19 protein-coding genes are annotated in these 23,066 nt (G+C 71.4%); 12 read left to right on the top strand and 7 right to left on the bottom strand.

Annotation, left to right across the window (positions count from 1 at the left end):
• Nucleotides 1–185 precede the first annotated feature (185 nt).
• A complete protein-coding gene (locus IE97_RS0117850) occupies nucleotides 186–1,511 on the bottom strand; it encodes a radical SAM protein (protein WP_030240653.1) in 1,326 nt (441 codons plus the stop codon).
• A gap of 227 nt (nucleotides 1,512–1,738) precedes the next feature.
• Here IE97_RS0117850 and IE97_RS0117845 point away from each other — a divergent pair, with 227 nt between their 5' ends.
• Together IE97_RS0117845 and IE97_RS0117840 are read left to right on the top strand one after the other, a co-directional pair.
• Nucleotides 1,739–2,968, top strand: a complete 1,230-nt coding sequence (locus tag IE97_RS0117845) for a GNAT family N-acetyltransferase (protein WP_030240650.1) — start codon at nucleotides 1,739–1,741, stop codon at nucleotides 2,966–2,968.
• Between the two features lie 99 nt (nucleotides 2,969–3,067).
• Complete coding sequence (locus IE97_RS0117840; RefSeq protein WP_030240630.1) at nucleotides 3,068–3,406, top strand: hypothetical protein; 339 nt, start codon at nucleotides 3,068–3,070, stop codon at nucleotides 3,404–3,406.
• Between the two features lie 34 nt (nucleotides 3,407–3,440).
• Here IE97_RS0117840 and IE97_RS0117835 read toward each other — a convergent pair whose 3' ends face one another.
• Nucleotides 3,441–4,448 carry a hydroxyacid dehydrogenase gene (locus IE97_RS0117835; protein WP_030240629.1) on the bottom strand — a complete coding sequence of 336 codons (1,008 nt, stop codon included), beginning with the start codon at nucleotides 4,446–4,448 and terminating at the stop codon, nucleotides 3,441–3,443.
• Nucleotides 4,449–4,627: 179 nt separating this feature from the next.
• Here IE97_RS0117835 and IE97_RS0117830 point away from each other — a divergent pair, with 179 nt between their 5' ends.
• Nucleotides 4,628–5,884 (top strand): D-arabinono-1,4-lactone oxidase, encoded by a 1,257-nt coding sequence (locus tag IE97_RS0117830; RefSeq protein ID WP_030240628.1) that lies wholly within the window; start codon nucleotides 4,628–4,630, stop codon nucleotides 5,882–5,884.
• Nucleotides 5,885–5,925: 41 nt separating this feature from the next.
• Here IE97_RS0117830 and IE97_RS0117825 read toward each other — a convergent pair whose 3' ends face one another.
• Nucleotides 5,926–6,267 (bottom strand): helix-turn-helix transcriptional regulator, encoded by a 342-nt coding sequence (locus IE97_RS0117825; RefSeq protein WP_030900250.1) that lies wholly within the window; start codon nucleotides 6,265–6,267, stop codon nucleotides 5,926–5,928.
• Between the two features lie 135 nt (nucleotides 6,268–6,402).
• Between IE97_RS0117825 and IE97_RS0117820 the strand changes: the two genes are divergently transcribed.
• From IE97_RS0117820 to IE97_RS0117780, 9 genes are all read left to right on the top strand, one after another.
• Nucleotides 6,403–7,158 carry an ANTAR domain-containing protein gene (locus IE97_RS0117820; protein ID WP_030240611.1) on the top strand — a complete coding sequence of 252 codons (756 nt, stop codon included), beginning with the start codon at nucleotides 6,403–6,405 and terminating at the stop codon, nucleotides 7,156–7,158.
• A 196-nt stretch (nucleotides 7,159–7,354) separates the two neighbouring features.
• The gene (locus tag IE97_RS0117815) at nucleotides 7,355–8,602 is read left to right on the top strand and encodes an ROK family transcriptional regulator (protein WP_030240605.1); all 1,248 of its coding nucleotides are present in this window, start codon (nucleotides 7,355–7,357) and stop codon (nucleotides 8,600–8,602) included.
• A 221-nt stretch (nucleotides 8,603–8,823) separates the two neighbouring features.
• Complete coding sequence (locus IE97_RS0117810) at nucleotides 8,824–10,089, top strand: ABC transporter substrate-binding protein (protein WP_030240604.1); 1,266 nt, start codon at nucleotides 8,824–8,826, stop codon at nucleotides 10,087–10,089.
• Between the two features lie 20 nt (nucleotides 10,090–10,109).
• The gene (locus IE97_RS0117805) at nucleotides 10,110–11,075 is read left to right on the top strand and encodes a carbohydrate ABC transporter permease (RefSeq protein ID WP_030240600.1); all 966 of its coding nucleotides are present in this window, start codon (nucleotides 10,110–10,112) and stop codon (nucleotides 11,073–11,075) included.
• Nucleotides 11,072–11,953 (top strand): carbohydrate ABC transporter permease, encoded by an 882-nt coding sequence (locus tag IE97_RS0117800; protein WP_030240598.1) that lies wholly within the window; start codon nucleotides 11,072–11,074, stop codon nucleotides 11,951–11,953. The genes IE97_RS0117805 and IE97_RS0117800 overlap by 4 nt, the downstream gene beginning before the upstream one ends.
• A gap of 12 nt (nucleotides 11,954–11,965) precedes the next feature.
• Nucleotides 11,966–14,830: a glycoside hydrolase family 2 TIM barrel-domain containing protein gene (locus IE97_RS0117795; RefSeq protein ID WP_030240594.1), complete on the top strand. Its 2,865-nt coding sequence runs from the start codon at nucleotides 11,966–11,968 to the stop codon at nucleotides 14,828–14,830.
• A 149-nt stretch (nucleotides 14,831–14,979) separates the two neighbouring features.
• Nucleotides 14,980–15,975 (top strand): ABC transporter ATP-binding protein, encoded by a 996-nt coding sequence (locus IE97_RS0117790; RefSeq protein WP_037835112.1) that lies wholly within the window; start codon nucleotides 14,980–14,982, stop codon nucleotides 15,973–15,975.
• Nucleotides 15,976–16,779: an ABC-2 family transporter protein gene (locus IE97_RS0117785; RefSeq protein ID WP_030240590.1), complete on the top strand. Its 804-nt coding sequence runs from the start codon at nucleotides 15,976–15,978 to the stop codon at nucleotides 16,777–16,779.
• A gap of 1 nt (nucleotide 16,780) precedes the next feature.
• A complete protein-coding gene (locus IE97_RS0117780) occupies nucleotides 16,781–17,587 on the top strand; it encodes an ABC transporter permease (RefSeq protein WP_030240589.1) in 807 nt (268 codons plus the stop codon).
• 31 nt (nucleotides 17,588–17,618) lie between these two features.
• Here the strand turns inward: IE97_RS0117780 and IE97_RS0117775 are convergent, their stop codons facing one another.
• The 4 genes from IE97_RS0117775 to IE97_RS0117760 form a co-directional block, all read right to left on the bottom strand.
• Nucleotides 17,619–19,988, bottom strand: a complete 2,370-nt coding sequence (locus tag IE97_RS0117775) for a glycoside hydrolase family 65 protein (RefSeq protein ID WP_030240587.1) — start codon at nucleotides 19,986–19,988, stop codon at nucleotides 17,619–17,621.
• Between the two features lie 14 nt (nucleotides 19,989–20,002).
• The gene (locus IE97_RS0117770; protein WP_030240580.1) at nucleotides 20,003–20,878 is read right to left on the bottom strand and encodes a universal stress protein; all 876 of its coding nucleotides are present in this window, start codon (nucleotides 20,876–20,878) and stop codon (nucleotides 20,003–20,005) included.
• 536 nt (nucleotides 20,879–21,414) lie between these two features.
• Entirely contained in the window at nucleotides 21,415–22,014 is a 600-nt protein-coding gene (locus IE97_RS0117765) for a hypothetical protein (protein WP_030240578.1), read from the bottom strand.
• Nucleotides 22,015–22,130: 116 nt separating this feature from the next.
• Nucleotides 22,131–23,012, bottom strand: a complete 882-nt coding sequence (locus IE97_RS0117760; RefSeq protein WP_030240575.1) for a universal stress protein — start codon at nucleotides 23,010–23,012, stop codon at nucleotides 22,131–22,133.
• Nucleotides 23,013–23,066 lie beyond the last annotated feature (54 nt).

Genomic DNA, 23,066 nt, shown 5'->3' with positions numbered 1-23,066 from the left:
TTGGGGGGACCCTCGCGGCAGGGCAAGAGCTTTTCACGTCACTCACACAACTGACAAGCGCCGTGTTCAGATGTCAGCACAGGGCGGACGTACCCCACGACTCCACTCTCGGATGGCCATACGGTCCCGGTCCGCTCCGTGCTCAACGCGGTACGCCCATGATGAAGGACGTCATCAAAGCGTTATCAGACAGGCGTGTTCGCGTCCGCCGGCAGACTGTCCATGAAGGAGCTGACGGAGAAGACCGCGTTGCCGGCGCCGGGCGGGCCGTAGCCGGGGGGCGAGGAGAGGCCGAAGTCCTCCATGGTCTGCCGGTACGCCTGGAGCAGCCGGATGTGGTACTCCAGCGGCGCGCCCTGCGGGTTGGCCTTGCCGAGCGGGGTCGTGGGCTCCGGGCACCATGTGGTGAAGCGGGGCGTGATGCCGTGCGACATGAAGAAGCGCAGGCCCTCGGTGGTCGAGTCGATGGCCTCGTCGACCGAGGTGAAGCCGAACGGCTCGGCCATTTCCACGCCCGCCACGAAGTTGGGGATGACGTTGCGCGCGCCGAAGATCTCGGCGGAGTCGAGGATCCGCTTGTGCCACTCGTCGCGGCCGACGTACCGCTCCTTGCCGGGGCAGTACATCTTGAACAGGTACTCGTCCCACACCTCGTAGTTGGGGTGGTAGATCTGCACGCCGTAGTCCTTGAAGCGCTGCACGTCGTCGCGCGGCAGCGCCTGGGCCACCACCTTGCCGATCCAGCGGCCGGGGAAGCGCTCCTCGATGGCCTTGGCGTAGTGGCCGTAGAAGTCGGCCTCGTCGCGGCCCGCGACCGTCTTGGTGATGGCGCCGCCGGTGAGGGTGTAGGCGGTGGACGCCTTCGCCGTGTCGTAGCGGTCGATGATCTCCAGGGCCTCCAGGACCTCCTCGACGTCCTTCACCCCGGTGTACGGCCGCCCGGCGGCCTTGTGCTGGCGCCAGTTGTGGTTGATGTCGCAGTACTGGCACTCCTCCTTGGCGCCGAAGTACTGGCAGACCCGGAAGACGGTCAGGTAGATCAGGTACCCCCACTGGATGGTCGGGGCGACCTCCATGACCGACTTCCCGTTGGCGAGGGTGTGCCGGTAGTACTCGGGCATCGGCGGCACGCCCACGTCGGAGATCCGCTTGCCGTCGAGGTAGAGGCCGAGCACGCCGTCCTCGTTCGCGGCGACGCGGTACGGCGAGGAGGGGTTCACGCGGACCGAGACGACGGTCCGGCGCAGGTCGTACGGGCCGCCGGTGAGGATGATCTCCTCCGGCGGGCGGCGCAGCGCGGCCTCGCCGAGCTCGGGCAGGGTCCCGTGGTCGAAGGAGAAGATGAAGTACGACTTCGGCTTGACCTCACCACCCTCGTTGTCGCTGAGCGCGGACGCGTCGAAGGCCACGCCGCCCCGGAGCAGGTCCTCCTTGAAGACGGCCTCCCGCGGGACGTGCGGGAATCGCTCCATCAGATCCTCGACCAGCGCGGTACGGCTGCCGCTGCCCATCCCGTCTCTCCTCCCGGTTCGGACGTACGACTCCTCACGGTATGCCCATGGGTGTGCGAAGCGGGTACCGGGTCCCCCTGATCTGGCGTACGGGCCTTGTGTTCCTCGCCGGCCCGAACCCGCCCGACGGGCCCGGCCGTAATTCGCTTGCCCTGGTCACGGGTCGACGCTGCACTGTGGCCGGACACCACGCGTCGTGGTGCCGGTTCCCCGAGGAGGCAGCGGCAATGGAGATCCGTCCCACGACCGACAAGGATCTCGACGTCTTCGTCGACACGGTCCATGCCGCGTTCGGGCGCTTCCCGGAAACCCCGGTCGAGGGTGGCGGGCTCTGGTGGTCGGCGCTCGAAACGGACCGCTGCGTGCTCGCCCTGACGGCGGACGGGCGGCCCGTCGGCACCGCCGCCACCCACTCCTTCGAGCTCACCCTGCCCGGTGGGACCCTCGTCCCGGCCGCCGGGGTGACCGCCGTCGGCGTCCTGCCCTCGCACCGGCGCCAGGGCGTGCTCAGCGCGATGATGCGGCATCAGCTCACCGAGCTGCGGGCCCGCGGGGAGTTCCTTTCCGTGCTGCTGGCCTCCGAGGCCCCGATCTACGGCAGGTTCGGCTACGGACCGGCGACCTACACGGCGCGGCTGACGGTGCCCCGCCACCGGGCCGCCCTCGCCCTCCCCCGGGCACGTGGGACGGCCGACGCGCCGGCGACCGGTCCGGGCACCGGCTCGGTCGAGGTGCTGCGCCGGGCCGAGTGCGGCGAGATCCTGGAAGAGGTCTACGACCGGTACCGCCGCGCCCAGCCCGGTGCGCTGTCCCGGCCGCACCGCTGGTGGGCCTTGCGCGCGGGGCAACCCCCGATCTCGCCGGCGCCGCGCTACATAGCTGTCCACCGTGGTGCCGACGGCGTCCCGGACGGGTACGCCAGCTACTCGATCGAGTCCGGCACCCTGACGGTCGACGAGACCATCGCCGGCGACGACGCCGTCTTCACGGCCCTGGCCCGGTTCGTCATCGGCCACGACCTGGTCTCTCAGGTCGTTTTCCAGCACGTCCCGCCCGGTCACCCGCTGCGCTGGCAGTTCGCCGACTTCCGTGCCGGCGAGGTGAGCGGCGACATGGACTGGCTGTGGGTGCGGCCGCTGGACGTCCCGCGTGCGCTGACCGCGCGCGGCTGGTTCACGGACGGCGAGCTCGTCCTCGACATCGACGACCCGTTCCTCGGTGAACACCACCGCTGCCTGCTGACCGTCCGGAACGGCAAGGCCGACTGCGTCCCGACGGACCGGGAACCCGACCTGTCCCTGGACATCAGCGACCTGGGCTCCGTCTACCTCGGCGGCACCGCCCCGAGCACGCTCGTGCGTGCCGGACACATCCGGTCCCACCGCCCGGGCGCGGCCACCCTCGCCGACGCCCTCTTCCGCGCCGAGCGCTCCCCGCACTGCCTGCACTGGTTCTGACCGGCAGGCCGGGCGCGACTCGTGAAGAGCGGAGTACGCCTGGGTTGCGAGTCTGCGACGGCCCGGGTGGAGGGGGAAGTTCCGCACAACGATACGGACATGCCCGAACTCGCCGACGAACAGCCTTCCCGCGGGAAGGACGCGTTCACCGCAGGATGTCTCCTGCTGCTCGTGCTGATGGCGGACGCGGCGGCCGGATTGCTGGTCGTCCTCCTGCTCACGGTCCGAGCGCTGGGCCGGATGGAACCCGGCCCCGGACGGACCGCAGCCGACGCACCACCCACGGACTGGGCACCGCTGGTGTGCTTCGGCGCCCTGGCCCTGGCAGTGGGAGTGACGGGCGTCCTGCTGCTGCGGCTGGGGCACCGATACATCGGGGCGGTCCAACTGGCACTCTGCGCCGTCGTCGCAGGCCATGCGCTGGGGGCATGGTCCTGACCCAGGAGCGCTCAGCGACGGCCCCGCGCTTCTCTCAGGCCGCGCGCTCCAGTGCCGCCAGGTCGACCCCGTACGCCAGTCCCCCTCCGGTCAGCAGCCGTTCCGCCTCCTCGGCGACCGTCAGGCCGAGCCGGGCCAGCTCGTTGCCCTGGGAGCCGGCGAGGTGCGGGGTGACGAAGGCCCCGGGCAGGTCGTAGAGGGGCGAGTCGGCGGGGAGCGGCTCGGGGTCGGTGACGTCGAGGATCGCGGTCAGGCGCCCGGTGCGCAGTTCCGCCACGAGGGCGTCGTGGTCGACCAGCGCTCCGCGGGCGGTGTTGACGAGCACCGCCCCGTCGGGCATCAGGGCCAGCTCACGGCGGCCGATCAGATGGTGGGTCTCGGGTGTCGCCGGGGCGTGGACGGTGACGATGTCGCTGGTGCGCAGCAGGTCGTCCAGCGGCAGCAGGGGGACGCCGAGCGCGGCGGCCTCCTCCGCGTCGACGTACGGGTCGGTGAGGGCGGGACGCAGATCGAAGGGGCGCAGCAGTTCCAGGACGCGGCGGCCGATGCGGGAGGCGCCGACGACGCCGACGCGGCGGCCGTAGTTGCCGATGCCGGGGACGATGCCCCAGCCGGAGGAGGTGCGGGTGGCGCGCATCCGGTCGCGGGCGGCGAGGACGTCCTTCCCGGCGAGCAGGATCATGGCGAGCGTGTACTCGGCGACCGGCAGCGCGTTGGCCGCGGCGGCCGTGGAGACGGCGATGCCGCGCTGCCAGATCGCGGGGGTGGCGAAGGACTTCACCGACCCGGCCGAGTGCAGGACGGCACGCAGCCGGGGCGCCGCGTCGAGGACCGCCTCGTCGATGCGGGGGCAGCCCCACCCGGTGATCAGGAGTTCGGTCCGGGCCAGGGCGTCGCGCACGCCCGGGTCGGTGAAGTCCCGCGCGACGAGGGCCGGGTCGAGGTCCACGGACTCGCGCAGTCGTGCCAGCACCTCGGGCGGGAAGACCTGCGGCACGTTCTCGGGGGCCATGGCGAACAGTGCCTGGGGGCGCTGGCTCAAGGGGAGTGACCTTCCGGCTCGACAGCGGACGGGGGAACGGACGGCACAGCAGACGGCATAGAAAACGCTCTCTACGACGTCTCCACGGTAGGCCGAGGCGGGCGGCGGGGGCAACGGACGCCGGGGTAGGTTCGCGGCGGGGGTCTGCCGGCCCCGCTGCCTAGGGGAAGGACGACGTGATGCGCGGGACCGTGACCAACTGGGCGGGGAACATCACCTACGCGGCAGGGGAACTGCACCGGCCGGGCTCGCTCACCGCACTGCGCGCGCTCGTCTCGGGCAGCGACCGGGTGCGGGTGCTGGGCAGTGGGCACTCGTTCAACGAGATAGCCGAGCCGGGGGCCGGGGGCGTGCTGCTGTCACTGGCCGGCCTGCCGCCGGAGGTGGACGTCGACACGGCGGCCCGTACGGTCCGGGTCGGCGGCGGCGTACGGTACGCGGAGCTGGCCCGCCGGGTGCACGGGCAGGGTCTGGCGCTGCACAACATGGCGTCGCTGCCGCACATCTCGGTGGCCGGGTCGGTCGCGACCGGCACCCATGGCTCGGGAGTGCTCAACGGCCCGCTCTCGTCGGCCGTGCGCGAGGTGGAGCTGGTCACGGCGGACGGCTCGACGGTGAGCATAGGTCGCGACGAGGAGCGGTTCGGCGGGGCCGTCACCGCGTTGGGCGCGCTCGGCGTCGTCACCGCGCTCACCCTCGACCTGGAACCGGCCTTCGACGCCGAGCAGCACGTGTTCACCGAACTGCCCCTGGAGGGTCTGGATTCCGGGACGTTCGAGACGGTGATGGCGACGGCGTACAGCGTCAGCCTGTTCACCGACTGGCGGGCGCCGGGCTTCCGGCAGGTGTGGCTCAAGCGGCGCACCGACCAGCCGCTGCCCGCCTTCCCCTGGGCCGCTCCCGCCACCGAGAAGAAGCACCCCGTGCCGGGTATGCCGGCGGTCAACTGCACCGAGCAGTTCGGGGCGCCGGGGCCCTGGCACGAGCGGCTGCCGCACTTCCGGGCCGAGTTCGTCCCGAGCAGCGGGGCGGAACTGCAGTCGGAGTACCTGCTGCCGCGCGGGCACGCCGTCGAGATGCTGCACGCGCTCGACGCGATCCGCGGGACGATCGCCCCCGTCCTGCAGACCTGCGAGGTGCGCACGGTCGCCGGCGACGACCAGTGGCTGAGCCCGTCCTTCGGCCGGGACACCGTGGCGGCGCACTTCACCTGGGTCGAGGACACGGAGGCGGTGCTGCCGGTGGTGCGGCGGGTCGAGGAGGCGCTGGCACCGTTCGAGGCGCGTCCGCACTGGGGGAAGGTGTTCACCGTGCCCGCGTCCGTCCTGCGCGGGCTGTACCCGCGGCTGGGTGACTTCCGGGCGCTGGCGCGGGAGTTGGACCCCGTCGGTAAGTTCACCAACGCCTTTGCGCGGGACGTGCTGGCAGCGCCGTAGGCGGTGGGCGGCGGAGACCGACCGAACGCGGAGTCGAGCGGTCAGGTCGTGGCGTGCGGCCGGCCGGGGGCGCTCGCGCGGCCGGCCTCGTCCTCGACGAGGAGGGAGAGCAGCGACGCCACGGTCAGACCGGCCTCGGCCGGGTGCCGCAGCACTTTGCCGGGGTCGATCTCGTACGTGTTGCTGCGGCCCTCCCGGGTGTGCGAGAGGTAACCGTCCTGCTCCAGGTCCGCGATGATCTTCTGCACGGCGCGTTCGGTGAGTCGGCAGTGCGCCGCTATGTCGCGGATGCGGGCGCTGTGGTTGTCGGCGATGGCTGCCAGCACCCGGGCATGGTTGGTGAGGAACGTCCATCCGGTGTGTGGCTCAGGCACTCCGTCCATGCTCCAACAATACCGACCTGGCATTCCGGCAGCCAAAAACACGTACTACGTTTCATGTATCGGTTGACGTGTATGGGGTAGAGAGGCAACGCTGGAAAGCGGAGGCAGGGCGAAGAGACGAGGGAGAACAGGGCCATGCCGGAGCCTGCGTATGCCGCGCGGTCTCGTACCGGGGAGGGCGCCGCAGCCGCGGCGACGGACAACGCGCCGACGGCGGTCCCGCCCTGCATGGCGACCATGGACGTCACCCCGGACGACGACCGGATGACCGTGACCCTGTGGGGTGAACTCGATCTGGGCAGCCGCAGGCTCCTGCCCGACCTGCACGACATCCTCGCGCTGTCGGGCAGCGGCATCGATCTGCGCCTGGACACGGTCGGGTTCTGCGACTGCGCGGGCATCAACGTGCTGCTGGATCTGCGCACGCACGCCCTCGACCAAGGCAAGACGGTGACCGTCCGCTCCTGCGGCCGCGCGGTCGACCGGCTCTTCGACCTGACCGGCACGCGCGAGCTCTTCACGGACGTCGCAGGCACGGCCGCCCACGTCGCCGACGCGCGGACGGACGGCGACGCCGACCGCGACCTCCGCGCCGAGGTCACCCAGCTGCGGCGGGCCATGCAGACCCGGCCCACCATCGACCTGGCCCGCGGCATCCTGATGGCTTCCTTCGGCCTGAGCGCCGAAGCGGCCTGGAGCGTGCTGGTGAGGACCTCCCAGAACACCAACACCAAGCTGCACCACCTGGCCCGTGACCTGGTGGGGAGCGTGCACGGAAGCACCCTGCCCGAGCCTGTGCGGCGGCAGCTCTCGGCGGCCGTAGCGAGCGCGAGCCCCCCGGCCGGGGCGGCGGTCGGCCCCGGGAGCGGAGCCGCCGAGGACGGGGTCTGACCCGTCCGGCCCTGCCCCCCCTGAGGCATCATGGTCAGGCCACCGCCGGGCGCCCCGCCCGCCACCGGGGAGTGCCCTTTATAAAGCCCCTTTCCAAACCCCTTGTCGAAAGTCCCCGGCAGCCCATAGCCTTGCGCCGCGCCGGTGCCGACCTCGACCCGGCCAGGGCCGGTCTGGGAAGGAATGGGGCACCCCGGTGAAGCGCACATCACGTGACATCCGCACCGCCAACCGCTACGAGGTGCTGCGCCAGATCATCGCCGAGTCGCCCACGTCCCGGCAGGAGCTGGCGGCCGCCACCGGCCTCAGCCTGGCCACGGTGGCCACACTCGTCGGCGAACTGCTCGACCTCCGCATGATCACGGAGGTCGGCTTCGAGGACTCGGCCGGTGGCCGCCCCCGGGGCCTGGTCGCGGTCAACGGCTCGGGGGGCGCGCTGATCGGCGTCGACATCGCCGAGACGTACGTCCATGTCGAGCTGTTCGACCTGGGGCTGAACGTCCTGGCCCGGGCCGAGGAGGACGTCCGCCCGAGCGAGAGCCTGCCCGAGCAGGTAGTCGGCCATGTGGCCACCGCCGTCGGTTCGGTCGTCACCCAGGCGGGAATCGAGGGCGCCCGGGTACTCGGCGTCGGCGTGAGCGTGCCCGGGCAGGTCGACCGCGCCACCGGCACCTCGGAGTACGCGCCCAACTGGGACTGGCACGACGTCCCCCTGCTCGACCTGCTCACCGAGCACATCGCCTATCCGCTGCACCTGGACAACCCGCTGCGTGCCAGCGCGGTCGCCGAGTTGTGGTTCGGGGCGGCGCGGGGGCGCGGGAACGCCGTGGTGGTCAACCTCGGGACCGGCGTGGGCGCCGGACTCGTGCTGGGCGGCGGGCTGCACCGGGGCGTGAGCAACAGCGCCGGCGAGTGGGGCCACACCACGATGGTGCTGGACGGACGGCCGTGCCGCTGCGGCAACCACGGCTGCGTGGAGACGTACGTCGGAGCGCGCGGCATCATGCTGAACCTGCGCGAGATCGGACCCGACAGCACCCTGCTGCATCCCGACGACCAGACGGCGACCATCGACGCGCTGGCCCGCGGGCTCGCCGCGGGCGACCCGGTGGCACGCCGGGCCGTCCATGAGACCGCCCGCTATCTGGGCGCGGGCGTCGCCGACCTGGTAAACCTGTTCAACCCCGAGATCGTCGTGCTGAGCAGCTGGGTCGCCCGCACCCTGGGCGAACCGCTGCTGCACGAGGTGCGCGAGGCCGTGAACCGGCACGCGCTGCCGCGGCCGCTGGCCGCCACCGAGATCGTCCTCTCCCCGATCCCCACCGACCCCGTGTGCCTGGGCGCGGCGACGTTCGCGCTCGAAGGCGCACTCCGGGCCGTCGGGCAGAAGAACGGCAAACGCACCACACCCCCGAGGAGCCGCGCCGCCGCGCCACCGTCGTAGCGGCGGAGTCAACTCCTCCCCGACTCCCCCACGTTCGAAATCACGAACCGGACGCAACGCTTCGAACAGACTTCGTCCAACCCCTTGCCGAAGTCTTAGCCGAAGCTCTAGCGTCCCGCACCGCACCTCTTCTTTGAGCCAACCGGCGCGAGCCACCGGGCCGAGCGCCACCCGGCAGTGAGCCGAAGAGCCGCAGCCGCACTCGAGACAAGGACGTCAGCATGTCGGCATCGAGCAACATGAACTGGGACCGCCGAACCGTAATGCGGGCCGCGATGGGCCTGGCCGCCGCCGGCGGACTCGCCGCGTGCGGCAGCAACACCGGCCGGGGCGGCGGGGCCGGGTCGGGCAAGGGCCTGGTCCAGTACTTCCACGCGTACGGCGAGCCCGGCGTCGAGCAGGCCGTGAAGCGGTACGCGAAGGCGTACAAGGACGCCAACGTGAGCACCCAGTGGATCACGGGCAACAACTTCGAGCAGAAGCTGTTCGCCGCGCTGCTCACCAAGAACGCACCGGACGTCTTCGAGTTCCACCCGCAGATCCAGATGGTCAAGAGCGGCCAGGTGGCGGACCTGACGGACATCATCGAACCGGTCAAGGACGACTTCAACCCGGCCGACATCAAGTCGCACACGGTCGACGGGAAGATATACGGCGTCCGGATGATCGACGACCCGCAGTTCCTCTTCTACCGGCCCTCGCTGTTCGAGAAGGCGAAGGTCGAGGTGCCGACCACGCTGGAGGAGCTGATCGAGGCCGCCGACAAGCTGACCACGAAGAAGGTCAAGGGCATCTTCCTCGGCAACGACCTGACCTCGATCGACCGCCCGCTGATCTGGTCGGCCGGCGCCGACACCCTCACCGCGGACAACAAGCCCGCCTTCAACACCGACGCGGTCGCCGACGGCCTCAAGCAGCTGCGCGGTCTCTTCACCAGCGGCAACCTGCTCCTCGACGCCCCCGCCGACTCCTGGGACCCGTCGGCGTTCATCCAGGGCCTCACCGCGATCCAGTGGTGCGGCATGTGGGCCATGCCGGCCATGCAGAAGGCGCTCGGCGACGACATCGGCATCTTCCCGTTCCCGAAGGTCGGCTCGGCCGGCAAGCAGTCGGTCTACAACGGCGGCTGGTCGATGTTCGTCAACGCCAAGAGCAATAACGTCGACGCGGCCAAGGAATACGTCAAGTGGCTGTGGATCGACCAGAAGCAGTACCAGGAGGACTTCGCCACCTCCTACGGCTTCCACATCCCGCCGCGCACCTCCCTCGCCCAGTCCGCGGACAAGCTGAAGTCCGGCCTGCCGGCCGAGGGCGTCAAGCTCTTCAACGAGTTCGGCCACTTCGACAACATCGGCTGGACGCAGTCCATGATCGCCGCGTTCTGGGACGTGATCGCCAACACCGTCCGCAAGAACGGCGACCCCAAGGCCCAGCTGGACGCCGCGGAGAAGAAGGTCGACGCCGAGCTCAAGAAGCTCTTCGGATAGACCGCCGGACGGATCTCGACATGTCGACCACCACCACACGCGGGGTCGCCTCCCCCGCCCCGGCCAAGGTCTCCGAGGACCGGCCGCGGCGGGGACTCAGGGCGAGCAGCACCTTCAACTTCTGGCTCTTCACCGGGCCGTTCCTCATCGGCCTGGTGATCTTCGTCTTCGTACCCATCGGCTGGAGCATCTGGCTCAGCTTCTACGAGGCGCGCTTCACCGTCACGCCGAGCGAGTTCGTCGGCCTCGAGAACTACAAGTCGATCCTGACCAACGACGACTTCCTGAACTCGCTCGTCACGTTCACCGTCTTCGCCGCCTTCATCGTGCCCGCCACCTGGGCGATGTCACTGGGGCTCGCCCTGCTGGTGAACCGCCTGACGTTCATGCGGGCGTTCTTCCGGTCGGTGTTCTTCCTGCCCACCGCGGTCAGCTATGTCGCCGCCGCGCTGATCTGGAAGATGTCCATCTTCAACGGCGTCCGCTTCGGCCTGGCCAACACCGTGCTCGGCTGGGTCGGCATCGACAACGTCGCCTGGCTGGCCAATCCCGATCCGCCCTGGTACTGGCTGGTCATCGTGACCGTCCGCCTGTGGCTCCAGTCGGGCTTCTACATGATCCTCTTCATCGCGGCGCTGCAGAACATCCCGCGGGAGCTGTACGAGGCCGCGGCCATCGACGGCGCCAAGCCGGGCTGGCAGACCTTCCGGCACATCACGCTGCCCCAGCTGCGGGCGACCTCGACCGCGGTGATCCTGCTGCTGCTCGTCGCCGCCTACCAGGCGTTCGACGAGTTCTGGAACCTGCTGCCCAAGGCCACCTGGGGCCAGCCGCCGCTGGTCGAGCTGTACAAGATGGCGCTGGGCGAGAACCAGAACTACGGCGTGGGCAGCGCGGGCGCGGTCGTCCTGACCCTGCTCATCTGTCTCGTCACGTTGTTCCAAGGCAAGCTCATGGGCTTCGGAAGGGGTGAGGAGTCCAAGTGACCACCACAGCACCCGACCTCGACAAGGTCACGAAGCCGGTCACGGGCAAGCGGGGCGGCGTCATCGGCAACACCGGCCTCTATGTCGCGACCGGTGTCGCCGCCGTCCTCTTCCTGGTCCCCTTCTACCTGATCGTCCGCAACGCGCTGATGACGGACCCGGAGATCACGGGCGAGGAATGGAAGTGGTTCCCCACCTCCATCCAGTGGAGCAACTTCACCGAGCCCTTCGACGACGTCACCGTCGACTTCGCCCGGTCCCTGTGGAACTCCGTCGTCGTCGCGGTCCTGCACACCGCGGGCATCCTGCTGATCTGCTCGCTGGCCGGGTACGGCCTCGCCCGCATCCCGTACAAGCACGCCAACAAGGTCTTCTACGCCGTCCTGGCGACCCTGATGGTCCCGACGGCCGTCACCTTCGTGCCGAGCTTCGTGCTCGTGTCCTCCCTCGGCTGGGTGGACAGTTACCGGGGTCTCATCATCCCGGGCCTGTTCAGTGGTTTCACCTGCTTCCTCTTCCGGCAGTACTTCCTGGGGTTCCCCAAGGAGCTGGAGGAGGCGGCACGCGTGGACGGGCTCGGCTACTGGGGCGCGTACTGGCGAATCGTCGTACCCAACTCGCTGAACTTCTTCGCGGCGATGGCCACGATCACGTTCATCGCCGGCTGGAACTCCTTCCTGTGGCCCCTGGTCATCGGGCAGGATCCGAGTGCCTGGACCGTCCAGGTGGCGCTGTCGTCGTACATGACGAACCAGACCGTCAACTACCACCTGATCTTCATGGCCACGGCCATTTCCATACTGCCCCTGGTGTTCGTCTTCCTCTTCCTCCAGCGCTGGCTGGTGCAGGGGATCGCCCAGACCGGCATCAAGGGCTGAGCTAGGAGACCGATGTCTTTCCGCAACACCGCCGACTACGTCGAGGACGTCTCCCCGGGCAGCGGGGCCCTGCCGCCCCGTGCCTGGTACGCGGCCTCGGACGCGCGGTCCCTGTCGCTGAACGGCAGCTGGCGCTTCCGGCTGTCGGCGACCATCGACGCCGAGGACGACTCGTTCGCCGGCGAGGGCTACGAGGCCGGGGACTGGGCCGAGGTCACGGTCCCCGGGCACTGGGTCCTCCAGGGCGACGGGGCGTTCGGGTCCCCGATCTACACCAACCACCTCTACCCCTTCCCGGTGGACCCGCCGCACGTCCCGACCGAGAACCCGACCGGTGACCATCTGCGCGTCTTCGACCTGCCGTCCGACTGGCCGGCGGACGGCTCGGCGGTGCTGCGGTTCGACGGGGTGGAGTCCTGCGCCCGGGTCTGGCTGAACGGCACGGAGCTCGGCGAGTTCAAGGGCTCGCGGCTGCCGCACGAGTTCGCGGTCGGGCACCTGCTGAAGCCGGGCGGCAACGTGCTGGCGGTGCGCGTGCACCAGTGGTCGGCGGGGTCGTACCTGGAGGACCAGGACCAGTGGTGGCTGCCGGGCATCTTCCGTGACGTCACCCTGCTGCACCGCCCGGCGGGCAGCGTGGGCGACTTCTTCGTGCACGCCTCCTACGACCACACCACCGGCGAGGGCACCCTGCGCGTCGACTCCGACGTCGACGGGCGGGTGACCGTCCCCGCCCTGGACATCGATGTCGCCACCGGCGAGACGGTGACGGTCGCCGTCGAGCCGTGGACCGCCGAGACGCCGAAGCTGTACGACGGTGTGCTGGCCACCGAGGGCGAGCGGGTACCGCTGCGGATCGGTTTCCGGACCGTCGTCCTCGAGGACGGGCTCATCAAGGTCAACGGCAGGGCCGTCCTCTTCAAGGGCGTCAACCGGCACGAGTGGCACCCGGAGAAGGGCCGCGCCCTCGACCTGGAGACCATGCGTGAGGACGTGCTGCTGATGAAGCGGCACAACCTCAACGCCGTGCGCACCTCCCACTACCCGCCGCACCCGGCCTTCCTCGACCTGTGCGACGAGTACGGCCTGTGGGTCATCGACGAGTGCGACCTGGAGACCCACGGTTTCGTCGAGCAGGACTGGCGGGACAACCCGGTCGACGACGACCGCTGGACCCCGGCCCTGCTGGACCGGGCCGCGCGGATGGTCGAGCGGGACAAGAACCACCCGTCGGTCGTGTTCTGGTCGCTCGGCAACGAGGCCGGCACCGGACGCGGGCTCACCGCCATGGCCGAGTGGATCCACGAGCGGGACCCCGAGCGGCTGGTGCACTACGAGGGCGACTGGAACTGCCGCGACACCGACGTGTACTCGCGGATGTACGCCTTCCACGACGAGGTCGACAAGATCGGGCAGCGGCTCGACGGCGGCACGCACAAGCGCCGGGAACTGCCGTTCATCCAGTGCGAGTACGGGCACGCCATGGGCAACGGCCCGGGTGGTCTCGCCGACTACCAGGAGCTGTTCGAGAAGCACGAGCGGCTCCAGGGCGGCTTCATCTGGGAGTGGATCGACCACGGCGTCGAGCACCCCGAGCTGGGCTACGCCTACGGCGGTGACTTCGGCGAGGAGCTGCACGACGGCAACTTCGTCTGCGACGGGCTGGTCTTCCCGGACCGGACGCCGTCGCCCGGCCTGATCGAGTACAAGAAGGTCATCGAGCCGGTCCGGATCGAGGGCGACGGCACCAGCGGCACGGTCCGGATCACCAACAAGCAGGACTTCGCCGACCTGTCCGCGCTGGCCTTCGAGTGGTCCTGCCAGGTGGACGGCGAGACCGTCGAGTCGGGTGCGCTCGCGGTGCCGGCGCTGGCGCCGGGCGAGAGCGCCGAGGTGAAGCTGCCGGAGCCGCCCGCGGACGGCCGGGGCGGCGAGCGGCAGTGGACGGTGCGGGCGCTGCTCGCGGACGACACGGTCTGGGCCGCGAAGGACCACGTCGTGGCGTGGGGGCAGTTCGCCGTGGCGGCCCGGCCGCTGCCGGTCGTCCCGGCGACCGACCGTCCGGTGCGCGGCGACGGCCGGATCACGCTCGGCCCGGGCGAGTTCGACGCCCGCACCGGTGCGCTGCGTTCGATCGGCGGGGTCGAGGTGAGCTCGCCGCGGCTGGACGTGTGGCGGGCGCCGACCGACAACGACGCCGGTGCCGAGTGGCAGACCGACACCCGCTACGGGCTGCTGTGGCGCACCCTCGGCCTGCACCGGATGCGGCACCGGCTGGCCTCCGTCGAGGCCGGCGAGGACGCGCTGACGGTCCGCACCCGGGTGGCGCCCGCCGCCCGCGAGGTGGGCCTGGACACGGTGTACCGCTGGACGTCCGACGGCGAGCGGCTGCGGCTGACCGTGTCCGTGACGCCGGCGGGCGACTGGACGGTGCCGCTGCCCCGGCTCGGTGTCCGGTTCGGGCTGTCGCGGGCCGACCGGGTGGAGTGGTTCGGCGGCGGTCCCGGCGAGGCGTACCCGGACACCCGGACGGCTTCCATGGTGGGCCGCTGGCAGTCGACGGTCGACGGGCTGCAGACGCCGTACGTGCGTCCGCAGGAGAACGGCGCCCGTGCCGACGTCCGCTGGGTGGAGCTCGGCGGGCTGCGGATCGAGGGCGACCCGGAGTTCTGGTTCACCGCGCGGCGCTGGACCACCGAGCAGCTGGACGCGGCGAAGCACCGCACCGACCTCACGCCCGGCGACACGGTGTGGGTCAACCTCGACCACGGACAGCACGGCATCGGCTCGCAGTCCTGCGGACCGGGCCCGCTGCCCAAGTACTTCCTGAAGGCCGGGCCGGCGGAGTTCTCGTTCGTGTTCTCGACCGCGGAGTGACGCGCGAGGCACCGCGCAAGGTAAAAGATCGATTAATCGATTGACCAATTGATCGACATTTTGACAGTGTCGGGACATCGTCCGCGGCCGGTCGGCCCTCCAGCCGACCGGCCGCGTCTGTGTTCACCACGAGGGAGTTGGTGAGTCGATTGGATGTCGCCATCGAGGTCCGCGGGCTGTCCCGGACCTTCCACACCACCGTCCGCCGTCCCGGCTTCCTGGGCGCCGTCAGATCGCTGGTCAACCCCGAGCGGGTGGCCAAGCACGCCGTCACGGACATCTCCTTCGACGTGGCCCCGGGCGAACTGCTCGCCCTGCTCGGCCCGAACGGTGCCGGCAAGTCCACCACCATCAAGATGCTGACCGGCATCCTCACGCCGACGTCCGGCGAGGCCCGGGTCGCGGGCGTGGTGCCGTACCAGGAGCGGGAGCGCAACGCCCGGAACGTCGGCGCGGTGTTCGGGCAGCGCACCCAGCTGTGGTGGGATCTGCCGGTGCGCGAGTCGTTCGCGATCCTGCGGGACATCTACGAGGTGCCGAAAGCCGAACACGCCGCCCGCCTGAAGGAGTTCGACGACATCCTGGAGCTGTCGTCCTTCTGGGACACCCGGGTCCGTCATCTCTCCCTCGGCCAGCGGGTGCGCAGCGACCTGGCAGCCGCGCTGCTGCACGACCCGCCGGTGGTGTTCCTCGACGAGCCGACCATCGGCATGGACGTGGTGGTCAAGGAGCAGGTGCGGGAGTTCCTGCGCCACCAGGTGGAGCAGCGCGGCCGTACGGTGCTGCTGACCACGCACGACATGACCGAGGTGGAGCGGCTCGCCGAGCGGGTGGTGCTGGTCAACCACGGCCGGCTGGTGCTGGACGGCACCCTGGACGAGATCCGGCGCAAGTTCGGCTCGACCTGGCAGGTGCGGGCCACGCTCGCCGACGCGCACGCCGAGGTCGTGCCGCCGCCCGGGACCGCCCTGCTGCGGCACGAGGGCGCGCGGGTCGTCTTCGGCCCCGACGGGCCCGGGGCACCCACCGTCCACCAGGCGCTGAAGGCCGTCATCGAGCGGTACGAGGTCACGGACGTCGCCCTCGACGAGGCCGACCTCGAAGACGTGATGCGGGCCGCGTACGTGCACGTCGAGGAGGTCTGAGTGGCCGCGCCGCACGCCTGGCGCGCCGCCCGCGTCACCCCGCTGGGCGAGCTGAACGCCCCGCCCCGGATGACCGCCGTCGCCCTCCGGCTGGCCGTGCAGGTGGTGCTGGTCTGGTCGCTGTGGCGCGGCCTGTACGCGCACACCGGCACCACCGCGGGGCTGAGCCGCGACCAGGCCGTCACGTACGCCGTACTGGCCGTGCTGGCCTCCCGGCTGCGGGAGCTGGACCAGTACGCGGGCCGGGACACCGTGCTCCAGCACATGCACTTCGGCACGATCGTCTACTGGTACCTGCGTCCGCTGCCCCCGCAGCGCTACTACGCCCTGCGGGCCGCCGGGGAGCAGCTGTACGGGCTGGCGTGGGCGCTGACCGGGTACGTGATCTGCCTGACCGCGGGGGTCGTCGAACCACCCCGCTCGGCGTCGGTGGCCGGTGTGTTCCTGCTGAGCATGCTGCTGGGCCAGTGGGTCCTGTACTACGTCATGCTCGTGCTGGACCAGTTGTGCTTCTGGACGATCCGCAACACCGCGGCGATGCTCATCCTGCTGTTCGCGCAGAACCTGCTGTCCGGGGTGTACGCGCCGCTGTGGTTCTTCCCGGACTGGTTCGTGACGATGAGCGCCTTCCTGCCGTTCCAGGCGACGCTGAGCGTGCCGTTGTCCCTGTACGTGGGGCGGATCCCGCTGTCCGATGCGGCGTTCCAGCTCTCCGTGCAGGCGGGCTGGGTCGTGGTGCTGGCGCTGTTCACCCGGTTGCTGTGGCGGCGGGCCGCCCGGCGTGTGATCTCGCAGGGAGGCTGAGATGTCGCTGAAGGCTCTGCGGATCGTGTGGCGCGTCACCGCGCTCAACTTCCGCGCGCAGCTGGAGTACCGCACCGAGTTCCTGCTGATGATCGCGATCGGGGCGATCTGGCAGGTGTCGGTGATCGTGTTCGCCACGGTGCTGCTGTCCCGGTTCGCCGGGATGGGCGGCTGGGACAGCTCCGACGTGCTGCTGATCCCGGCGACGCGGATGCTCGCGCACGGGCTGTTCGTGCTGTTCCTGGGCCGGATGCACTGGGCCGGCCGGCAGATCCAGGAGGGCCGGGTCGACATCTACCTGATGCGTCCCATGCCGGTCCACCGCCAGATCCAGCTGGCGTTCTTCCCCACCAACGCCATCGGGGACCTGACGGTCGCGGCGGGCCTGATGGTGGGCGCGCTGTCCCGCAGCGACCTGGACTGGACGGCGGGCCGCGTCACCTACCTGATCGCGGCCGTGCTGGGCGGCATGCTGCTGGAGGCGGCCCTGTTCACGGTGGTGGCCAGCGCGGCCCTGCGCTTCCCGGCCGCCGACATGTGGGGCCGCTGGCTGGAGGAACTCCTCGGCACCTTCGGCAGCTACCCGCTGAACGTTCTGCCCAAGGCGGTGGGCGGCTTCCTCACCTTCGGCCTCCCCCTCGCGTTCGTCGCGTACTTCCCGGCGGCGGTCCTGACCGGCCACGGCCACACCACCGGCGTGCCCTATTGGCTGGCGGCCGCCTCGCCCCTGCTCGGACTGCTCGCGTATCTGGGCGCGCGACTGGTGTGGCGGTGGGGGCTGCGGCACTACAGCGGGATCAACGGGTGAGGGTGGCCCGGCTCGCCCGGGTCGCCCGCGGTCAGTCGGGAACCACCAGCGTGGCGGTCTCGCCCGGCTCGACGCCGACCGAGCGGTCGGGCAGTTCGACGTCGATCGGCGGAAGGTCGGACGGCGGCACGGCGATCTCCAGCCGTCCGCTGGTCAGGCGCAGCCGGATGCCCCAGTGGCCCTGGTAGGCGATGGAGAACCCGTAGGACGACAGCTCCGGCAGGGGCACGGGGTCCAGCCACAGCGCCCCGGCGCGGGTCTCCAGGCCGGTCAGTCCCCGCTGGACCAGGTCGAGGGTGCCGGCCATGGCGCCCAGGTGGATGCCCTCGCCGGTGGTGCCGCCCTGCAGGTCGGCGATGTCGCCCCGCAGGGCCTCCTGGCAGAACTTCCACGCCTCGGAACGCCGGCACCGGGCCAGGACCCAGCCGTGCACCAGCCCGCTGAGGGTGGAGCCGTGGCTGGTGCGGGCGAGGTAGTAGTCGACGGTGCGCTGCCAGGTCTCCTCGTCCAGCCCGTAGCCCAACCGGTCGAAGAGTCCCTGCAGTTCGGTCGGCGAGAAGAGGTAGCCGAGCATCAGCACGTCGGCCTGTTTGGAGGCCTTGTAGTGGTTCACGCTGTCACCCTCGGCCTCCAGGATCCGGTCCAGCCGCCGGATGTCGCCGTAGCGCTCCAGGTAGGCGTTCCAGTCGAGCTCCGCGAGGTCGCCGTAGCCCTCGAACTGGCTGATGATCCCGTCGTGGAAGGGGACGTGGAGGGTGCGGGAGACATGCTCCCAGTGCTCCGTTTCACCGTCGTCCAGGTCGGTGCGTTCGACGAGTTCGCGGCGGCGGGGTGCGGGCAGGGTGCGCAGCACGTCCAGGGTGCGGGTGAGCACCCAGGCCGCCATGACGTTGGTGTAGGCGTTGTCGTCCAGGCCGGGCCGCTCTGAGTGCGGGTAGGCCTCGTGGTACTCGTCGGGGCCCACCACGCCCCGGATGCGGTGCCGCCCCAGGGACTCGTCCCAGGTGGCCGAGTCGGCCCAGAAGCGCGAGATCTGCAGCAGCATCTCGGCACCCTTGGTGTGCAGGAACTCGGCGTCGCCGCCGGCCTCGCAGTACTGCCACACGTTGTACGCGATCGCCGAACCGACGTGGTGCTGGAGGTGGGTGTGGTCGGGCAGCCAGCGGCCCGAGCGGGGGTTGAGGTGCAGCCGCTGGCTCTCCTCACGACCGTCGCTGCCGCTCTGCCACGGGTACAGCGCCCCGCGCCGGCCGGTGGCCCGTGCCGCGGCGCGGGCCCGGTCCAGGCGCCGGTGACGGTAGTGCAGCAGGGCGCGGGACACCTCGGGGAAGTGCAGGTTCAGATACGGCAGGACGAAGAGCTCGTCCCAGAAGACGTGCCCGCGGTAGGCCTCGCCGTGCAGTCCCCGGGCCGGCACACCCACGTCCAGGTCGGCGGTGTGCGGCGAGAGGGTCTGGAGCACGTGGAAGAGATGGAGGCGCAGGATGGAGCCGGCTTCGCCCGGGACGTCGAGTTCGGCCCGGCGCCACAGCTGGTCCCAGGCGGTCCGGTGCGAGGCCGGCAGTCCGTCGAAGTCCGGTGCCGCGCTCACCCGCTCCACCGCTGCCTGCAGCGGGTCGCTGATCGCCAGGTCGCGCGAGGTGTGGAGGGCGACGGTCTTGTCGACGGTCTCGGTGCGACCGGGGGTCAGGGACAGCGTGAGCCGCTGAACGGCCCGCGTGGGTCCGGGCGCGTCCGTGATGGGCGCCGGGGCCGTCAGCCGGGCGGCCAGGGCGACGCGGATGTCGGAGGTGCGGGTGCGGCAGCGCAGCCACACCGTGCCGGGCGTGGCGGTACCGGTCTGCACATGGGTCAGGTGGCTGCCGTCCAGGTCGCGGTAGCGCGGCACTCCGGCATTGGTGACCGACCCGTCGATCGCCGCCTCCACCTCCAGCTCGGCGGCGCCGCCCTCGGCGGTGAACTCGGTGCGCAGCGCGGCGATGTGCGGATCGGCCATGTGCACCAGCCGCAGCTGCCTTACGGTCAGCGCCCGCCCCTCGCCGAGGGTGTAGCGGGTGCGGCGCTCCAGCAGCCCCACCTCCAGGTGGAGGGTCTGGCGGTGGTCCAGGACGGTCGCCGTGTCCGGCGTGAGCCACTCCCCGCCCGCGAGGCGGTAGCGCAGCGGCAGCCAGTCGGGGAGGTTCACCAGGTCCTCGTTCTCCACCCGGCGTCCCGCGACCTCGGAGGTGAGGCGGTTGTAGCAGCCGGCCACGTAGGTGCCCGGGTAGTGCACGTCGTCCGCCCCGCATTCGGGCAGCGCCCCTCGGGTGGCGAAGTAGCCGTTGCCCAGGGTGCACAGCGACTCGCGCAGCCGTTCCTCGGCGGGACGGTATCCCTCGTACTCCAGCGTCCGGTCCGTCACGGGGCTGTCTCCTCCTAGACGCGCTGCGGTACGACGGCCACCGGGCAGCCGGCGTGGTGCAGCAGCGTGTGGGCCACCCTGCCGAGCTGCAGCCCGAAGTGGCCCTGCCGGCGCCGGGCCCCGAGGATCACCAGGTCGGCCGCGGCCGAGCGGTGCACCAGCACCTTGCGGGCCGGGCCCTCGACCGTCGTCCGGTGCACGCGTACACCGGGGTACTCGGCCGTAACCTCGCGGAGCAGCCCGTCGAGCTCGGCGCGGGCCCGCTCCTCGTGATCCCGGTCGGGTGACTCGGCGGGCGCGGCCGCGCCGGTGGTCTCGTGCGCGGGGCGGCGCCAGGTCCGGATCACGTCCAGAACGCACCCGCGGGCCTCCGCCTCACGGAAGGCGAATCGTGCCGCCTCCTCACTGGTGTCGGGGTATCCGGCCCCGAGAAGGATCCGTTCGTGTGTGCCGGCCAGGCCGGCCTGGTCGCCGCGCACCACGACCACCGGGCAGTGCGCGCGGGCGGCGACCGCCAGTCCGACGGAGCCCAGCAGCAGTCCCTGCAGCTCGCTGCGGCCCTGCGACCCCGTGATCAGGGCGGTGGCGTTGTTGCCCGCGTGCAGGAGGGCGTCCGCCCCGTCGTCGAGGAGGACGTCGGTGGACACCTTCACGTCGGGGTTGCGCCGCCCGGCGCGCTCCGCCGCGGAGGCGACGATGTGTCCGGCCATCACCTGCGCCGTGGGGCGGTCCGGACCGTCCGACGGAGTGAGGTCCTCGTACCGTTCCCAGAGGGAGCCGTGGACCAGCCGCAGGGGAAGACCGTGCCGGGCGGCCTCGTCCACCGCCCAGTCGACCGCCAGGAGGCTGCCGTCCGATCCGTCGACGCCCACGACCAGAGGAAGCTCCATGGTCATCGTTCCCACCGCCTCGTGCTCGGGCAGCCCGCAGATCCACTCCCACCGTCGCACCTCCGGCAGCCGGGCGCGAGGGGCGACCGGGCCTCTGCCGGGGCCGTACGGCCCGTGGCGGGCACCCCAGGCACCCGCCGGAGTCAGCGGGCTGGATGCATGCGGAACGCGCGGGTCGCGCGCGACCCGCGGGCCGGGCCGACGGGCCCGCTCCCTCGGCCACGGCGGACCGGCCGGCCGGTCGTGCGTGGCACTCGCGCCGTGCCTGTGCCACCTGGGCGCGAAGGCCGCTGAGCGTGGTGCGCGCCTACGGGGTCGACGCGGAGGCCGCGCGGGGGCCCTGTGCGCCCGGGACCACGGGTCCGACCGTGCGAGCGCGACCAGGCCGGCCGGGTGGTCGTCGGCCGACTGCACTCGTCACGCTCGGCCGCTCGGCCGCTCGGTCGCTCGGAGGATCGGCCGCTCGGAGGATCGGCCAGTACACACCGTACGGCAGACGGATCCGGGTATGAGCCGCCCTCAGGTATGAGCTGCCCTCAGCCGGTCATGCGTTTCCGCCACTGCGGCCCGACCCGCTCCCACTCCGCGTCCCACTCGGCGAGACGCCGCCGGTCCAGTCGCGCGCGTGCGAGTCGTCCGACGGTCCACACCGCGGCTGTGGTGCCGGTTCCGGCCAGGACACCGGTGGCGGCCGCCTGGATCATCGCCTCCGTCGGGTTGAGCGGCGCGTCGACCAGTTCACCGGTGCGGTCCGTCCACACCGTCACCCGGGTTCCCGCCGCGGCGGCGGGCTCGACCTCGGTCCGTCCGGTGTGTGTCGAGCCGCCCGGGGCGGTCCAGCGCACCGTGGCCCACACCGTGTCGCTGCGCGAGCCGTCCGCCGTGGCCTGCGAGGACTTCGGCGCCCGTTCGGTCAGCACGGCGGACACGGCGTGCGCCTTCGCGCGCTGCGCCGCGAGGGCCCGGTCCGCCGCTCCGGCCGCGATCAGGCCCGCGATCGCTCCGCCCAGCACGGCGAGGACGCAGGTGAGGAGCACGATCCAGGCCTCGACGCGGTCGCTGCGGCGCCGGAGCGGATTGCTCCGCCACCGCCACAGCCGCACCCTGTCCGCGTTCCCGTGTCGTGTAACCGCCATCGCGTTCACCCCCTCACGGGCGTGATTCCAGTGTGCTCCGCCACCGCCCCGGAGCGCCTGCGCGGTGGGAAGCGCGGAAAAGGCGTGCCGGCCCGGCAGGGCCTTTCCGCGCCTGGTCAGGACCGCTCGGGGACGACCGCGACGGGGCAGGCCGCGTGGTGCAGCACGGCGTGGGTGACGCGGCCGATCTGAGGGCCGAAGGGTCCGATGGGCTGCCTGGCGCCGACCACCAGGAGGGCGGCACCGGCCGAGGCGTCGAGCAGCACCGTGCGAGCGTGGCCCTCGACGAGGCGCCGGCGCACCTCGACGGACGGGCATTCCCCGGCCGGCGCGCGCAGCCCCGCCTCCAGGGCCTCCTCCGCGCGTCGCCGCTGAACGGGGTCCGGCCCGCCGGTGAGCGGCGGCTGGTCGGCGCTCTCGTACGCGGGCCGGTGCCAGGCCCGCACGGCTTCCAGCGGTACGCCGCGCCGTGCCGCCTCCCGGAAGGCGAACCGCACCGCCTCCGAGTCCGCCGGCTCGTCGGGGACTCCGACGACGATGCGGCCGTCCCGTACCCCGGTCCCGGCCGGGTTGTCGTGGTCGCCGCGTACGACGATCACCGGGCCGTCGGCGTGCCCGGCCACGGCCAGGCTGACGGAGCCCAGGAGCAGCTCGGCGGCGCCCCCGCGGCCGCGGGATCCCAGGACCAGCGCGCCCGCGTCGTGCGAGGCCCGGCGGAGTACGGGTACCGGCCCCTCGGCCACGACCTCGGAGGTGACCTTCAGGCCGGGCACCCGCCGCCGGGCACGCTTCGCCGCGGTCACCGCGAGGACGTCGGTGAGCACCTGCTCCGACGTTCCCGGCCCCGAGGCGAAGACGGCCCGTTCGTAGCGCTCCCACAGCGACGCGTACACCACGCGCAGCGGAACCCCGCGCAGCGCCGCCTCGTCGGCCGCCCAGTCGACGGCCCGCAGGCTGGACTCGGAGCCGTCCACACCGACGACAAGCGGCCGGTCCATGCGTCATCGTCCTGACTGGGCAGCCGGTCCGGGACGACGGCGGCCGGTGCTCGT

Source organism: Streptomyces sp. NRRL S-455 (assembly GCF_000717875.1).
In the GTDB taxonomy this organism is placed as follows: domain Bacteria; phylum Actinomycetota; class Actinomycetes; order Streptomycetales; family Streptomycetaceae; genus Streptomyces.
The sequence above is the reverse complement of the archived record's forward strand: the minus strand, read 5'-3'. Positions and strand labels throughout refer to the sequence as shown.

Coding starts and splice junctions, on each gene's coding strand:
- IE97_RS0117850 (WP_030240653.1), bottom strand. CDS start 1,511: ATGGGCAGCGGCAGCCGTACCGCGCTGGTCGAGGATCTGATGGAGCGA.
- IE97_RS0117845 (WP_030240650.1), top strand. CDS start 1,739: ATGGAGATCCGTCCCACGACCGACAAGGATCTCGACGTCTTCGTCGAC.
- IE97_RS0117840 (WP_030240630.1), top strand. CDS start 3,068: ATGCCCGAACTCGCCGACGAACAGCCTTCCCGCGGGAAGGACGCGTTC.
- IE97_RS0117830 (WP_030240628.1), top strand. CDS start 4,628: ATGCGCGGGACCGTGACCAACTGGGCGGGGAACATCACCTACGCGGCA.
- IE97_RS0117825 (WP_030900250.1), bottom strand. CDS start 6,267: ATGGACGGAGTGCCTGAGCCACACACCGGATGGACGTTCCTCACCAAC.
- IE97_RS0117820 (WP_030240611.1), top strand. CDS start 6,403: ATGCCGGAGCCTGCGTATGCCGCGCGGTCTCGTACCGGGGAGGGCGCC.
- IE97_RS0117810 (WP_030240604.1), top strand. CDS start 8,824: ATGTCGGCATCGAGCAACATGAACTGGGACCGCCGAACCGTAATGCGG.
- IE97_RS0117805 (WP_030240600.1), top strand. CDS start 10,110: ATGTCGACCACCACCACACGCGGGGTCGCCTCCCCCGCCCCGGCCAAG.
- IE97_RS0117795 (WP_030240594.1), top strand. CDS start 11,966: ATGTCTTTCCGCAACACCGCCGACTACGTCGAGGACGTCTCCCCGGGC.
- IE97_RS0117780 (WP_030240589.1), top strand. CDS start 16,781: ATGTCGCTGAAGGCTCTGCGGATCGTGTGGCGCGTCACCGCGCTCAAC.
- IE97_RS0117770 (WP_030240580.1), bottom strand. CDS start 20,878: ATGGAGCTTCCTCTGGTCGTGGGCGTCGACGGATCGGACGGCAGCCTC.
- IE97_RS0117765 (WP_030240578.1), bottom strand. CDS start 22,014: ATGGCGGTTACACGACACGGGAACGCGGACAGGGTGCGGCTGTGGCGG.
- IE97_RS0117760 (WP_030240575.1), bottom strand. CDS start 23,012: ATGGACCGGCCGCTTGTCGTCGGTGTGGACGGCTCCGAGTCCAGCCTG.